General features: G+C 67.9%; 13 protein-coding genes. 4 read left to right on the forward strand and 9 right to left on the reverse strand.

Annotation, left to right across the window (positions count from 1 at the left end):
• The 6 genes from FJ887_RS18510 to hrcA all read right to left on the reverse strand — a co-directional run bounded on the left by FJ887_RS18510 (position 1) and on the right by hrcA (position 5,813).
• Positions 1-1,254, reverse strand: a complete 1,254-nt coding sequence (locus FJ887_RS18510) for a hemolysin family protein (protein ID WP_137823927.1) — start codon at positions 1,252-1,254, stop codon at positions 1-3.
• A gap of 4 nt (positions 1,255-1,258) precedes the next feature.
• Positions 1,259-1,747, reverse strand: coding sequence for an rRNA maturation RNase YbeY (gene ybeY / locus FJ887_RS08455; protein ID WP_137823926.1), 489 nt, complete (start codon positions 1,745-1,747; stop codon positions 1,259-1,261).
• Positions 1,744-2,685, reverse strand: coding sequence for a PhoH family protein (locus tag FJ887_RS08460; RefSeq protein ID WP_232623612.1), 942 nt, complete (start codon positions 2,683-2,685; stop codon positions 1,744-1,746). The genes ybeY and FJ887_RS08460 overlap by 4 nt, the downstream gene beginning before the upstream one ends.
• Before the next feature lie 117 nt (positions 2,686-2,802).
• The gene (locus FJ887_RS08465; RefSeq protein ID WP_137823924.1) at positions 2,803-3,579 is read right to left on the reverse strand and encodes a 16S rRNA (uracil(1498)-N(3))-methyltransferase; all 777 of its coding nucleotides are present in this window, start codon (positions 3,577-3,579) and stop codon (positions 2,803-2,805) included.
• Positions 3,576-4,688, reverse strand: a complete 1,113-nt coding sequence (gene dnaJ, locus FJ887_RS08470) for a molecular chaperone DnaJ (protein WP_140954951.1) — start codon at positions 4,686-4,688, stop codon at positions 3,576-3,578. The genes FJ887_RS08465 and dnaJ overlap by 4 nt, the downstream gene beginning before the upstream one ends.
• Positions 4,689-4,760: 72 nt before the next feature.
• Positions 4,761-5,813, reverse strand: a complete 1,053-nt coding sequence (gene hrcA / locus FJ887_RS08475; RefSeq protein WP_137823922.1) for a heat-inducible transcriptional repressor HrcA — start codon at positions 5,811-5,813, stop codon at positions 4,761-4,763.
• 180 nt (positions 5,814-5,993) lie between these two features.
• On the opposite strand from hrcA, the gene FJ887_RS08480 reads away from it, so the two are divergent.
• A complete protein-coding gene (locus FJ887_RS08480; protein ID WP_181365625.1) occupies positions 5,994-6,851 on the forward strand; it encodes a DUF3097 domain-containing protein in 858 nt (285 codons plus the stop codon).
• 217 nt (positions 6,852-7,068) lie between these two features.
• On the forward strand, positions 7,069-7,866 hold the full coding sequence (locus tag FJ887_RS08485) for a DUF4870 domain-containing protein (RefSeq protein ID WP_137823921.1): 798 nt from the start codon (positions 7,069-7,071) through the stop codon (positions 7,864-7,866).
• Between the two features lie 102 nt (positions 7,867-7,968).
• Here the strand turns inward: FJ887_RS08485 and FJ887_RS08490 are convergent, their stop codons facing one another.
• The 3 genes from FJ887_RS08490 to lepA all read right to left on the reverse strand — a co-directional run bounded on the left by FJ887_RS08490 (position 7,969) and on the right by lepA (position 12,119).
• The gene (locus FJ887_RS08490) at positions 7,969-8,673 is read right to left on the reverse strand and encodes a hypothetical protein (RefSeq protein ID WP_137823920.1); all 705 of its coding nucleotides are present in this window, start codon (positions 8,671-8,673) and stop codon (positions 7,969-7,971) included.
• Positions 8,674-9,020: 347 nt separating this feature from the next.
• Positions 9,021-10,250: a radical SAM family heme chaperone HemW gene (gene hemW / locus FJ887_RS08495; protein WP_137823919.1), complete on the reverse strand. Its 1,230-nt coding sequence runs from the start codon at positions 10,248-10,250 to the stop codon at positions 9,021-9,023.
• Entirely contained in the window at positions 10,251-12,119 is a 1,869-nt protein-coding gene (lepA, locus tag FJ887_RS08500) for a translation elongation factor 4 (RefSeq protein ID WP_232623613.1), read from the reverse strand.
• Between the two features lie 209 nt (positions 12,120-12,328).
• On the opposite strand from lepA, the gene FJ887_RS08505 reads away from it, so the two are divergent.
• Together FJ887_RS08505 and FJ887_RS08510 are read left to right on the forward strand one after the other, a co-directional pair.
• Entirely contained in the window at positions 12,329-13,108 is a 780-nt protein-coding gene (locus tag FJ887_RS08505) for an endonuclease/exonuclease/phosphatase family protein (protein WP_137823917.1), read from the forward strand.
• 186 nt (positions 13,109-13,294) lie between these two features.
• Positions 13,295-13,903 (forward strand): type II toxin-antitoxin system PemK/MazF family toxin, encoded by a 609-nt coding sequence (locus FJ887_RS08510; RefSeq protein ID WP_137823916.1) that lies wholly within the window; start codon positions 13,295-13,297, stop codon positions 13,901-13,903.
• The last annotated feature ends 2 nt before the right edge of the window (positions 13,904-13,905 follow it).

Here is a 13,905-nt window from a genome sequence, read left to right on the forward strand (position 1 = left end):
TCAGCTCTCTTCCCTGGTGACCTTGACGTGGGTGATGCGGTGCCGGCGCCCCTGGCCTTCGAGGGCGGTGAGCCGGAGCCCGGCGATGTGCGCGGTCGAACCGGCGATGGGGACGCGGCCGACGAGCTTCGTCAGCAGACCGCCGACGCTCGTCACGTCGTCCTCGTCGATGCGCACGTCGAAGTACTCGGCGAAGTCGGTGATCGACATGCGCGTGCTGATGACGAACGAGCCGTCGTCGTCGCTGACGAGGTCCTCGTCGCCGGAGTCGTATTCGTCCTCGATCTCGCCGACGATCTCCTCGACGATGTCCTCGATGGTGACCAGCCCCGCGGTGCCCCCGTACTCGTCGACGAGGACCGCCAGATGCGTCGAATCGATCTGCATCTGCCTGAGGAGGTCGTCGGCCGGCTTCGTCTCGGGCACGAAGAGGACGTCGCGGGCGAGCGTGTTGACGGGCCGGTCGGCGTCCTCCGGGTGCTGGTGGAGGCGGCGGGCGACGTCCTTGAGGTAGGCGACGCCTTCGATGTCGTCGAGGTCGTCGCCGCTGATCGGGATCCGGGAGAACCCGGAGCGGAGGAAGAGGTTCATCACCTTGTGCAGCGGTGTGCCGGAGGTGACGGTGACGAGGTCGGTGCGCGGAACCATGACCTGCTTCGCCGAGGTCTCGCGAAGGCTGAAGACCGACTGGATCATCTCCCGCTCCCCGTCTTCGATGACATCGGATTCGCTGGCCCGCTCGACGAGGTCGCGCAGCTGCTCCGAGGTGACGAAGGGACCGTCGCGGTAGACGCGGTCGGGGGTGAGCAGGTTGCCGAGCCACACGAGCACCCGCGTCAGGGGTCTGAGGATGACGAGGAGGACGGTGACGACCCCGCTGAGCGCCAGGCTCACCCCGAGCGAGCGGCGGCGGCCGATCGTGCGCGGGGAGATGCCGGCGACGACGAAGACGGCGATCGACGAGGTGATGACGGTGAGCACGATCATCAGCGGGCCCACGGAGTAGATCGAGTCGTAGGCGAGTGCGATGAAGACGGTGGCCAGCGCCTCGAGGAAGAGGCGGACGAAGATGATGACGTTGATGTTCGTCGGCAGGTCGGCCAGGATCCGCTCGACCCGGGCCGCGGACTTCTTCCCCTCGGCCTTCGCGTCCTGGATCGCATGGTGGGAGACGCTGAGCAGGGCGGCGTCGACGGCGGCCAGAGCGGCTGCGACGACAAGGCAGAGGAGCGCGCCGAGGAAGAGCCAGATCACGGCGTCAGACCTCGGTGGGTGCGGGGATGTCCGTCCGCCCGTCGTAGCGAGCGGCGAAGAACGTCAGCAGCAGGTGGCGCTGGAGGGCGAACATCTCCTCGCGCTCTTCCGCCTCCCCGTGGTCGTAGCCGAGGAGGTGGAGGAAGCCGTGGACGGTGAGGAGGAGGATCTCGTCCATCGTCGAGTGCCCAGCGGTCGCCGCCTGCTTCGCGGCGACGGCCGGGCAGATGATGATGTCGCCCATCTGGCCTTCTGTCGGCGCGTCGGCGCGGCCCCGGCTGAGCTGGTCCATGGGGAACGACATGACATCGGTCGGTCCCTCGAGATCCATCCACGTGACGTGGAGCTCGGCCATCGCCGCCTCGTCGACCATCGTCACCGACAGTTCCGCACCGGGGTGCATGTGGAGGGCCTCGCCGAGGTATTCGGTGAGCGCCACGACCTCGTCGAGGTCGACCTCGGCGTCGGTCTCGTTCGCGATCTCCGTGTTCACTTCGAGTTCCCCCACAGGTCGTAGGCGTCGACGATCTTCGTCACGAGCGAATGCCGCACGACGTCCTTGCTGCCGAGCTGGCAGAACGCGAGGTCGTCGATGCCGGCGAGGATCTTCTGCACGACCTTGAGCCCGCTCTTCGTGTTCCCGGGCAGGTCGATCTGCGAGACGTCGCCGGTGACGACCATCCGCGAGCCGAAGCCGAGGCGGGTGAGGAACATCTTCATCTGCTCCCCCGTCGTGTTCTGCGCCTCGTCGAGGACGATGAAGGCGTCGTTGAGGGTGCGCCCGCGCATGTAGGCCAGGGGCGCGACCTCGATCGTGCCGGACTCGATGAGCAGCGGGATCGATTCGGGGTCGACCATGTCGTGGAGGGCGTCGTAGAGGGGACGGACGTAGGGGTCGATCTTCTCCCCCAGCGTGCCCGGCAGGAAGCCGAGGCGCTCACCGGCCTCGACGGCGGGGCGGGTGAGGATGATCCGGGAGACGTCCTTGTTCTGCAGGGCGTTGACGGCCATCGCCATCGCGAGATACGTCTTGCCCGTGCCGGCGGGACCGATGCCGAAGGTGATCGTGTTGTTCCGGATCGCCTTGACGTAGTCGTGCTGGCCCATCGTCTTCGGTCGGATCGACTTGCCCCGGGTCGAGAGGATGTTCGTCCCCATCACCGCCGAGGCGGCCTTGCCCTCGGAGGAGAACGAGGCGACGCGCTCGATCGTCTCCTCATCGATGCGGTGGCCCGACTGGTGGAGCTTCTTGAGTTCGCCGATGACGGAGACGAACGCGCTCACCTGGTCGGGGTCGCCGGCGGCCTGGAGCTGGTTGGCGCGCAGGTGGAGGTCGAGCTCGGGGTAGACCTTCTCGAGCGCCCGGAGGTTGGCCTCCCCGGGTCCGAAGAATTCGACGAGGTCGATCGATTCGGGGATGACGAGGCGCACGGTCTCCGAGGCGGTGGTGGTCGTGGCGTCAGTGGAGGTGTCCAGAACTGTCCTTCGTTGATCGGGCGCTCCGTATCCGGAGCGCAGCAGGGTGCATTCCCATCGTAGTCCGGTATCTCACCAGCGGCCCAGGGAATTCTGTGCGAGCACGAGTCCCGCCGGTCCCGCCGAGGAGGACCGCAGGACGGTGTCGCCGAGGAGGACGGGGGTGGCCCCGACCCCGGCCAGGGAGTCGAGCTCCCGGTCGCTGATCCCGCCTTCGGGTCCGACGACGAGGACGATCCGCGCCGTCGTCTCGGCATCGAGACCCGCCAGTGCCGCCGAGAGCCGGAGCTCCGCGGTCTCGTGGAGGACGAAGATCGCATCGGCAGACGGTTCCCCGTCCGGTGCGGTCCCTTCGCCGAGGCGGGCCAGGAGTTCGGCACCGCGGGCCAGCTCGGCCAGAACGGGGAAGCGGGAGCGCCGCGACTGCAGGGAGGCGGCCGTGAGGAGGTTCTCCCATTTCGCCGCCATCTTCGTCTGCTTCTTCGCCGGCCAATCGGCGATCGAGCGGTCGGCGGCCCACGGGATGATCTCGTCGACCCCGATCTCCGTGGCCGCTTCGATGGCCTGGAGGTCACGGTCGCCCTTCGCGAGGGCCTGGACGAGGACGAGACGGGGCGTTGGCGCCGGGGTGGCGGTCACCTCGGTGACGTCGAGGGTGAGCTCGGTCGCCGAAGCGGTCGCCACGGTGCCCCGGGCCCGGGTCCCGTTCCCGTCGACGACGTCGATCTCCTCGCCGGGTCCGATGCGGCGGACCCGCACGGCGTGCCCGGCCACGTCCAAACCGAGGGTGAGCAGGCGACCGGCGACCGCCTCGGCGGCCTGGGGCGAATGGAAGACCGGGAGACTCACCGACCGGCGAACTTCTCACGCATGCGGGAGAACATGCCGCGGGCCTCCGTCGTGATCTGCGCCCGCGGGGTCTCCTCGCCGCGCAGCTTCGCGAGCTGGGCGAGCAGCTCCTTCTGCTCATCGTCGATCTTGTCGGGGGTGACGACGTCGACGGTGATGAGGAGGTCGCCGCGGGTCTCGGTGCGCAGGCGGGTCGCGCCGAGGCCCGGGAGCTTGACGACGGTGCCCGACTGCGTGCCGGGTTCGATGTCGAGATCCTGGACGCCGTCGAAGGTCTCGAACGGGATCCGGGCGCCGAGTGCGGCGGCGGTCATCGGCACGGACACGGCGGCGCGGAGGTTGTCGCCGTCGCGGCGGAACACCTCGTGGCGGGCGACCATGACCTCGACGAAGAGGTCACCGGCGGGACCGCCGCCGGGGCCGACCTCGCCCTGGGCCGACAGCTGGATGCGGGTGCCGTCGGAGACGCCGGCGGGGATGCGGATCTTCATCGTCCGCTGCTTGCGCACGCGGCCGTCGCCCTGGCAGTTGAGGCAGGGGTGCGGGATGACGGTGCCGTAGCCGTGGCACTGGTTGCACGTCTGGTTCGTCACCATCTGCCCCAGCAGGGTCCGGGTCATCCGCTGGATGCTGCCGGAGCCGTGGCACAGCGAACACGTCTCGACGGAGGTGCCGTCCTGGGTGCCGGCGCCGTGGCAGGTCTCGCAGACGACGGCGGTGGTGACGTCGAGGTCGACGGTGCCGCCGAAGGCCGCGGTCTGCAGGTCGATGTTGACGCCGACGAGGGCGTCCTTGCCGCGCTGCATGCGCGGAATCGGACCTCCGGCCGAGCCTCCCCCGCCGCCGAAGAACGTCTCGAAGATGTCGCCGAAACCACCGAAGCCGCCGGCCGGGAAGCCCTGCCCGTTGTCGCCGCCGCCCATGTCGTAGTTGCGGCGCTTGTCCGGATCGGAGAGGACCTCGTAGGCGAGGGAGATCGACTTGAACTCCTCGTCGTATCCGGGGTTGACGTCGGGGTGGTATTTGCGGGCCAGCTTGAGATAGGACTTCTTGATCTCAGCCGCCGAAGCGTCCTTCGACACTCCGAGTGCTTCGTAGTGGTCGGCCACAGAAACTTCTCTTTCCCTGGTGGTGGTGTGTGCGTGTGAGGTGGATGGGGCGCGCCCGGACTGTCGGCGGGCCTACCCCTGGTCTAGGGCCGAGGAGACGTATTTGGCGACGGCTCGCACGGCCGAGATCGTCGTCGGATAGTCCATGCGGGTAGGACCGAGGACGGCCAGACGGGCCGAGGATCCCGCCAGATGACCATATTCGGCGGCGACGACGGATGTCGAGCTGAAGGACTCGTGAGTGTTCTCACGGCCGATCCGCACGCTGATCTCCGCATGGTCCTCGGCCATCGAGGTGAGCAGCCGGAGCAGGACGACCTGCTCCTCGAAGGCCTCGAGGATCGGGGCCATCTGCTCGCCGAATTCGGAGCCGGAGCGCGCGAGGTTCGCGGTGCCGGCCATGATGATGCGCTCCTCCCGGGTCGCCGCGACGAGGTCGATGACGGCCTCGCGGATGCGGTCGAGGACGGGACTGCCAGCCTCGTCGTCGGGTCCGGTCGCGGCAGCCGTCGCGCCCACCTCGGCGCCGCGGTCGGGGCCGCGGACGTCGACGCGGGAGAGCTTGGCCCCGGCGAATTCGGAGTTGATCCGCTCGCGGAACCGCTGCAGATCGGCGTCGTCGACCGCCTCGGCGCTCGTGACGATCTTCTGCTCGACCTGCCCGGCGTCGGTGATGAGGACGACGAGGATGCGGCCGGGGGCGAGCCCGACGACCTCGATGTGCTTGATGCGCGCCTGCGAGACCATCGGGTACTGGATGAGCGCGACCTGATGGGTGAGTCCGGCGAGGACACGGACCGTGCGGTCGAGCATGCCGTCGAGGTCGACGTCGCCGTCGACGACCTGGAGGATCGCGCGGCGCTCGGCGTGGCTGAGGGGCTTGAACTCGTCGATGCGGTCGACGAACATGCGGTAGCCGAGGTCCGTGGGAATGCGACCGGCCGAGGTGTGGGGCTGGGCGATGTAGCCCTCGGCCTCGAGCTGGGCCATGTCGTTGCGGATCGTCGCCGGTGAGACGCCGAGGGTGTGGCGCTGGACGATCGCCTTCGATCCGACGGGTTCGTTCGTGGCCACGAAGTCTTCGACGATTGCCCGCAGCACCTGCGCGCGCCTGCTGTCGTTCATTCGTCTCCTCCCCGGATTTGGCACTCGAATACTCAGAGTGCCAATTCTACGCCTCTTGATCCGTGATTTCACGTCCACCCCCTCGTCCCGCCGAGGCACGCGGATTCCGCGGCGTCGGTCGGCACCCGACCTGCGTGTCAGCCCCGCCGCACCGGTGGCGATTCACTAGGCTGGGGCACCGTGAATGCCTTTGATCGCTACGGCTCCGATGTGCTCTCGGGATCCTCGCCGTCCTCGCACCGCCCGAAGAAGTCCCGCCCCGTCGAGGTCGGCCTCGGCATGGTCCTCGAAGACGCGATGAGCGGGTTCGTCGGCGCGGTCATCGGGGCGGAGAAGACGGCTGGCGGAGTCGCCGTCACCCTCGAGGACCGTCGCGGCGGGCGCCGGGCGTTCCCTCTAGGCCCGGGCTTCCTCTTCGAAGGCGAGCCCGTCGACCTGCGGCTGCCCAAGCGGAAGCCGCAGGCGCCGGGTCGCACCGCCTCGGGGTCACGGGCCGTCGTCGATGCGAAGGCGCGGGTGGCCAGGGGGTCGCGGATCTGGGTCGAGGGCAAGCATGACGCTGAACTCGTCGAGAAGATCTGGGGCGATGACCTGCGCATCGAGGGCGTCGTCGTCGAACCGCTCGGTGGACTCGACGACGTCGCCGACAAGCTCGAAGCCTTCGGTCCCGACCGGCAGCACCGGGTCGGGATCCTCGCTGACCACCTCGTCACGGGCACGAAGGAGTCGAAGATCGCCGAGGCGGTCCGCGCCGATCCCCGCTACGCCGAGGTCGTCCACATCATCGGTCACCCCTACGTCGATATCTGGCAGGCGGTCAAGCCGCGGGTCGTCGGCATCGACGCGTGGCCGACCGTGCCGCGCGGCGAGGATTGGAAGACCGGCATCCTGCGCCGCATCGGCTGGCCGCACGCCGACCACAGGGACGTCGCCGCCGGCTGGGTGCGGATACTGAAGTCGGTGACGACGATCGCCGACGTCGAACCGACGCTTTCGGGCCGCGTCGAGGAGCTCATCGACTTCGTCACCGTGGACTGAGGGCTCGTGGACTGAGTTGGCGGTGGATCGCGTCGCCCGTGGTCCGAGCTGCCCGTGGGTTGAGGAGTCTCGCGACAGCCGTTCCGCCTCGGTGCGCGGTCAGACTACGGCCAGGGCTCGCGCGGGCAGTTGTGATGGATTTGGAACGCCGTTCCCACGCCTGGGCAAGCCGGGTCGACTAGGGTGAGGGGGCAGAAGCCCGTCGAAAGGACCCGAAATGTCAAATTCCCCGCAGCCGCCCAACGGCGAGCAGAACCAGTCCCGCCCGATGCCGCCCGACTACTCCCAGGCCTCGGGACCCCAGCAGCCCTACAGCCAGCAGAACCAGTACGGTTCGCAGCAGAACAACGGCGGGCAGCAGTACGGCTCGCAGCAGAACTACGGGTCCCAGCAGAACTACGGGTCCCAGCAGAATCAGTACGGCAGTCAGCCGCAGAGCTACGGCGGCCAGCAGTACGGCAGCCAGCAGCAGTACGGTTCACAGCAGTACGGCTCTCAGCAGGGCTACGGCAACCAGGGATACGGCGGGCAGGGCTACGGTGCCCAGCAGCAGTACGGCCAGCCCGGCTACGGGATCCAGCAGGCGAATCCTGCGCTGTTCAATTCTGCCAACCTCCCCGAGGCCGCCTACGGACCCGGCTCCGAGCGCTTCTGGAATGCCAACGAGTCCGAGCGGACGACAGCACTGTGGACGAACATCGGCGCCCTCTTCATCGGGTTCCTTCCGCTCATCATGTTCCTCGTGAAGAAGGATGAGTCGCCCTTCGTCCGTGAGTACGCTCGGCAGGGCACGAACGCCTGGATCACGAACATGATCGCGACCTTTGCCGCATCGTTCGTCCTCGGCATCCTCGGCTTCCTCCTTGCTCTCGTCACGCTGGGATTCGGGTTCTTCATCGTCTACCTCTCGTTCCTCATTCCGCTGTTCTACGCGGTCCTCTACATCATCGCCGCCGTGGCGGCGAACAAGGGCGAGGGCTACAAGTTCCCGCTGACGATCAACTTCATCAAGTGAGCGTGATCGGCTCCCAAGCCGGCCGACTCCGATACTGACAGTCAGACGCTGACAGTCAACCGAGACGGGCCGCCGTGCTGAGGCACGGCGGCCCGTCGTCGTTCATCGCGCAGCCCAGCGCGTGCCGCGTCGGCGGTGGGCAAACCATGCCGAGGATCGCGGCAGGAAGGCGAAGACGAGACTGGCAGCACCGAACAGCTGAAAACCCGTGACGAGGATCGGGCTGAGCGGTGTGAGGACGAACAGAGACACGATGAGTGCGGCTAGGGCGATCCACCGAGCGCGGCCGCGCCCCACGAGAAGTCGCCAGGCATAGACGACGAAGGCGACGATGACGATGAGCCCGACGATGATGCCCACCACGACAAGGGCATTGGCCAGGGCGGTCGACACGTCACCGACGGAGGTGACCGCCTCTGCTCCGGTGCTGCCGCCCAGCTGCCGCAGCGCGAAACCCGCCGCCCTCAGCGTCCTCCCACCGGTGACGGCCATGACGATGACTGCCAGCGCAATGAACAGCGGCGCGATCAACCCGAGGATCGCTGCAGCGACCACTTCCCACGGTCGGCGCTTGCGACCGGTGCGATCTGCATGAAGGGAGGACGCTGTCGTGTAGGCGTCCCGTCCCTGCCGGACAGCTGCGGTCGATGCCTCCCATGCGACGCGGCTTCCGGACAGAGCCGTTGCCGACGCACGTCCCGCAGCTCTGCGTCCCTTCGTCCACAGCGCGGACCGGCCCATGGTGCTCGTGGCACGCACCGCGACGTTCTTGACGTCGCCGCTCACCCGACCGATCTCCTGTGCCACAGACTGGCGCTGCGACCGAGCGGGATGGGGGTGCGGGAGTGACGGAGGACGATGCCGGTCGTCGCGATGCTCATTCTCCCCCTTGCCGGACCGTGAGATCTCCACTCGCGGCGCCGGTGACCGTGTGGGCTGCACTTCGGATCGGGAATCCGAGGCGCGCTCGGCACTCTGTGGGAACGGGGGCAGGCCAGACGGCTCTTCGTACGGATCGGAACTGGGCATCGGCCACCTCCCCGGCGAGATTCCCCGAGTGCGGACCCACGGCAAGGAGAGCGTCCGCGAGGCCAACCACCATATCTGTAGTCAGAGTAGCAGGAAGTCAGCGTCGTGTGCCGGCCCTCCCGACCTCAGTCCACGTACTCCGTGAGGACGCGGACCATGTAGTCGGCCATGAGCCGGCCCTGCAGGGTCGGTGAGAAGCGACCGCTCTCGACCGCCTCGGCGTCGAGGAGTCCCTGTTTGACGAAGGTCCTGATCGCGGCGTCGCTGCCGGGGGCGAGCGTGTCGAGCGGCAGCTCGGAGTCGATGCGGGCGGCGAGCATGATTCGCTCGATCTCCCGCGTCGATGCCGTGAGCACTTCACGGCCGATCGCCGGCGAGTCACCGGCGCGCAGCCGGTCGGACCAGGCACGCGGGTGCTTCGCATTCCAGAACCGCACTCCCCCGATGTGCGAATGCGCCCCGGGCCCGAAACCCCACCAGTCGGCATTGCGCCAATACGCCATGTTGTGTTCGCAGCGGGTCGCCTCCGATGTCGACCAGTTGCTCACCTCGTACCAGCGCAGCCCGGCAGCGGCGATGGCGGCATCGGCGATCTCGTACTTGTCGGCGAGATCGTCCTCGTCGGGCATCGGCAGCTGCCCGCGACGGACCATCGCCCCCATCTTCGTGCCGGGTTCGACGATGAGCGAGTACGCGGAGATGTGGTCGACGTCGCCCTCGAGCGCGGCATCGAGGGAGGCTCTCCAGTCGTCGATCGACTCGCCGGGAGTGCCGTAGATGAGGTCGAGGCTGAGTTCGAGGTCCGCGTCCTTGATCCACCGGGTGACCTCGGGGATCTTCTTCGGATCATGCGTTCGGTCGAGTGTGGCGAGCACGTGCGGCACCGCCGACTGCATGCCCACCGACATCCGGGTGAAGCCGGCGGCCGCGAGCGTGTCGATGTAGCCCGGGTCGAGCGTGTCGGGGTTCGCCTCGGTCGTCACCTCGACGTCGGGAGCCAACCGGTAGCGGTCGCGGATGTCGTCCATCACCCCGGCGAGCACCTCGGCGGGCAGGAGCGTCGGGGTGCCCCCGCCGAAGAAGATCGTCCCGACCTCACGATCACCGGCCCCCGCCTCGGCGAGGACCCGGGTCGAGAGATCGAGCTCACGGGCGATCATCGCGCGGTAGTCCTCGCGGTTCGCGCCCGGTCCGAGCTCATCGGCGGTGTAGGTGTTGAAGTCGCAGTACCCGCACCGGACCCGGCAGTACGGGACGTGGACGTAGAGACTCAGCCGCGTGTCGGTCCCGGTCCCCGCCGAAGCGGGAAGGGACCCGTCGAGCGGCGGGATCTCACCGAGCGGTTGTGCCGGCACTTACTTCTTGGCGTCCTTCTTGTCGGGCTCGTCCGAGGACAGGGCGGCAATGAAGGCCTCCTGCGGGACCTCGACGCTGCCGACCATCTTCATCCGCTTCTTGCCCTCCTTCTGCTTCTCGAGCAGCTTGCGCTTGCGGCTGATGTCGCCGCCGTAGCACTTCGAGAGCACGTCCTTGCGGATCGCGCGGATGGTCTCACGAGCGATGATGCGCGAGCCGATGGCGGCCTGGATCGGCACCTCGAACTGCTGGCGGGGAATGAGTCCGCGCAGCTTGCCGGCCATGAGCACCCCGTACCCGTAGGCCTTGTCGCGGTGGACGATCGCGGAGAACGCGTCGACCTGGTCGCCGTGGAGGAGGATGTCGACCTTGACGAGATCCGCTGCGTCCTCACCGTCGTCGGCGTAGTCGAGGGAGGCGTACCCCTTCGTCCGGGACTTGAGCTGGTCGAAGAAGTCGAAGACGATCTCCGCCAGCGGCAGCCGGTAGCGGATCTCCACCCGGTCCGAGGACAGGTAGTCCATGCCCTGGAGCTTGCCGCGACGATCCTGGCACAGCTCCATGACCGCGCCGATGTAGTCACTCGGCGTGAGGATGGTCGCGCGCACCATGGGTTCGCGGACTTCGCGGATCTTGCCGGTCGGGAACTCGCTCGGGTTCGTCACGACGACCTCCGAACGGTCCTCGAGGGTGACGTTGTAGATCACGCTCGGGGCCGTCGAGATGAGGTCGAGGTCGAATTCGCGCTCGAGGCGCTCCCGGACGATCTCGAGGTGGAGGAGACCGAGGAACCCGCAGCGGAAGCCGAAGCCGAGTGCGGTCGAGGTCTCGGGCTCGTAGACGAGTGCGGCGTCGTTGAGCTTGAGCTTGTCGAGGGCATCGCGCAGCGCCGGGTAGTCGGAGCCGTCGATCGGGAAGAGACCGGAGAACACCATCGGCTTGGGTTCGGAGTAGCCGGCCAGGGGCGCCTCGGCGGGGGCCTTCGTCGCGGTCACGGTGTCGCCGACCTTGGACTGGCGGACGTCCTTGACGCCGGTGATGAGGTAGCCGACCTCACCGACGCCGAGTCCCTTCGTCGCGATCGGCTCCGGGGAGGACACGCCGATCTCGAGGAGTTCGTGCGTCGTGCCCGTCGACATCATCGTCACCTTCTCCCGCGGGGAGAGCGAGCCGTCGACGACGCGGACATAGGTGACGACACCGCGGTAGGTGTCGTAGACGGAGTCGAAGATCATCGCCCGGGCCGGAGCATCGGCATCGCCGACGGGGGCGGGAATGTCGGTGATGATCCGGTCGAGGACGCCCTCGACGCCCTCACCGGTCTTGCCGGAGACGCGGAGGACGTCGGCCGGGTCGCTGCCGATGAGGTTCGCCAGCTCCTCGGCGTACTTGTCCGGCTGCGCGGCAGGCAGGTCGATCTTGTTGAGCACGGGGATGATCGTGAGGTCGTTCTCCATCGCGAGGTAGAGGTTCGCGAGCGTCTGGGCTTCGATGCCCTGCGCTGAGTCGACGAGGAGGAGCGCACCCTCACAGGCGGCGAGTGACCGGGAGACCTCGTAGGTGAAGTCGACGTGGCCGGGGGTGTCGATCATGTTGAGCGCGTACGGGGTGCCCTCGGTCTCCCAGGGCATGCGCACGGCCTGCGATTTGATCGTGATGCCGCGCTCGCGTTCGATGTCCATCCGGTCGAGGTACTGCGCGCGCATGTCGCGGGGCTGGACGACGCCGGTGATCTGGAGCATCCGGTCGGCCAGGGTCGACTTGCCGTGGTCGATGTGGGCGATGATGCAGAAATTGCGGATCAACTCGGGTGAGGTCGCGGACGGTGTGATCCGCTGGAGTGCTTGTGGCGACACCTGAGGTGACATGAACGCCCTTTCTTCAATTCGTGCGAACCTCCATTGTTCCACGAGTTGGTCCCCCGGCCGGAATCCGCGCGGGCGGGGCCTCGTGCCCCGAACTCCGGACTCGGTTAGCCCGGATCATTGGACTCGGTGGGGCCGGTTCACCGGACTCGGTGCGGGAAAACACGGCGGAGATCTCTCCGCTCGCGAGGGATGTCCGCGATGATGGTCTCATGAGCGACTTCACCGTTATGAGCTTCAATCTCCGCTACCCGGCGATGGACGGACACCCCGTCGCCGAACGTCTGCCGGTCGCCGCCGAGCTCATCCGCGCCGCCCATCCGCATCTCATCGGCACCCAGGAGGGCGAGCTCGACCAGCTCGAGACCCTCATCGAGCTCCTCCCCGATGAGTACATCTGGCTCGGCGAGGGGCATTCGGGCGGCAATGCCGGAGAGTTCACGGCGATCATCTGCGACTCCTCCCGCTTCGAGGTCGAGACCGTCGACATCAGCTGGCTGTCGGAGACCCCGGACACCGTCGCCTCGGAGTCGTGGGGCGTCTCGCACGCCCGCACCCTGACGACGGTCGACTTCAAGGACCTCGAGACCGGCCGGGCGCTGCGGCTGCTCAACACCCACCTCGACCACAAGTCCGAACGCGCACGGCTCGAGTCCGCGAAGATCATGGCGGAGACCATCGCCGAGGTGGCCGTCCCCTGCGTCATCACCGGTGACTTCAACGTCGCCACCGGAGCCCCAGTCTACGACTACTTCGTCACGGATCTCGGCCTCACCGACACCGCCGCCGCGGTGCCCGGGGAGGACATCGGCACGTTTCACCGCTACAAAGGACCCAAGGCCGGGGAGCCGCGCATCGACTGGATCCTCACGACGCCGGGGCTCGAGACCGTGGCGACCCGCATCGACACCTTCAATGTCGACGGCACGTACCCGTCCGATCACTTCCCCGTCGAGGCGACCCTGCGCTGGACCGACGACGTCCGGGCGTGAGGCGCGGACAGCTGACGCCCGTCGCCCCCAGATGACTTTCGATGCCGGGCCGGGCACAGCATGCTCGGAAGCCGGGCACAGGGGATGTCACGAGCCGGGCCGGCGCTCGGCGACACGGTGCTCCCGGCAGCCGGGCCGGCGCTCGGCGACAGAGTACTGTCAGAGCCGTCCACTAGGCTGGACGGCATGAGCTGGAGATCAATCGTCAATCGTGCCGTGAAGATCGGTGTCCGCGAGGGCATGAAGTACCTCAAGGAGTCGCAGAGCAAGCGGTCACAGGGCGGACAGTCCGGTAGTCGGCCCGCTCCCCGACCGTCCTCGCAGGGTCAGTCGCGTCCGGGTGGGGGAACCGCCTCGGCGCCGGGAGGGGCCCGGACCACGAGCGCCCGCACCGGAGGCTACCCCGGTGACTACCGGGGACCGGTCACGGTCTCCTACTCCCCCGATCTCGACGGTGACGCGGATCCCGGCGAGGTCGTGTGGGGCTGGGTGCCGTTCGAGGAGGACCATTCGCAGGGCAAGGATCGGCCCTCGCTCGTCATCGGCAAGGACGGGCAGTGGGTGCTCGTCCTCATGCTCACGAGCCAAGATCACATCCCCGGTGGGATCGGCGAGGTGCGCTCGGACGGAGGTGCCCGGTGGATGAACATCGGCAGCGGTGACTGGGACGCGCAGGGCCGGCCCTCGGAGGTGCGCCTCGACCGCATCATCCGCCTCGATCCGAACGGCATCCGCCGGGAGGGTGCGGTGATGTCGCGTGAGGTCTTCGGCCTCGTCGCCGCCGAGTTCGACTGAGG

Origin of the sequence: Brevibacterium sp. XM4083 (genome assembly GCF_006489205.2) — a bacterium.
Classification (GTDB): domain Bacteria; phylum Actinomycetota; class Actinomycetes; order Actinomycetales; family Brevibacteriaceae; genus Brevibacterium.

Coding starts and splice junctions, on each gene's coding strand:
- hrcA (WP_137823922.1), bottom strand. CDS start 5,813: ATGAACGACAGCAGGCGCGCGCAGGTGCTGCGGGCAATCGTCGAAGAC.
- FJ887_RS08485 (WP_137823921.1), top strand. CDS start 7,069: ATGTCAAATTCCCCGCAGCCGCCCAACGGCGAGCAGAACCAGTCCCGC.
- lepA (WP_232623613.1), bottom strand. CDS start 12,119: ATGTCACCTCAGGTGTCGCCACAAGCACTCCAGCGGATCACACCGTCC.
- FJ887_RS08505 (WP_137823917.1), top strand. CDS start 12,329: ATGAGCGACTTCACCGTTATGAGCTTCAATCTCCGCTACCCGGCGATG.
- FJ887_RS08510 (WP_137823916.1), top strand. CDS start 13,295: ATGAGCTGGAGATCAATCGTCAATCGTGCCGTGAAGATCGGTGTCCGC.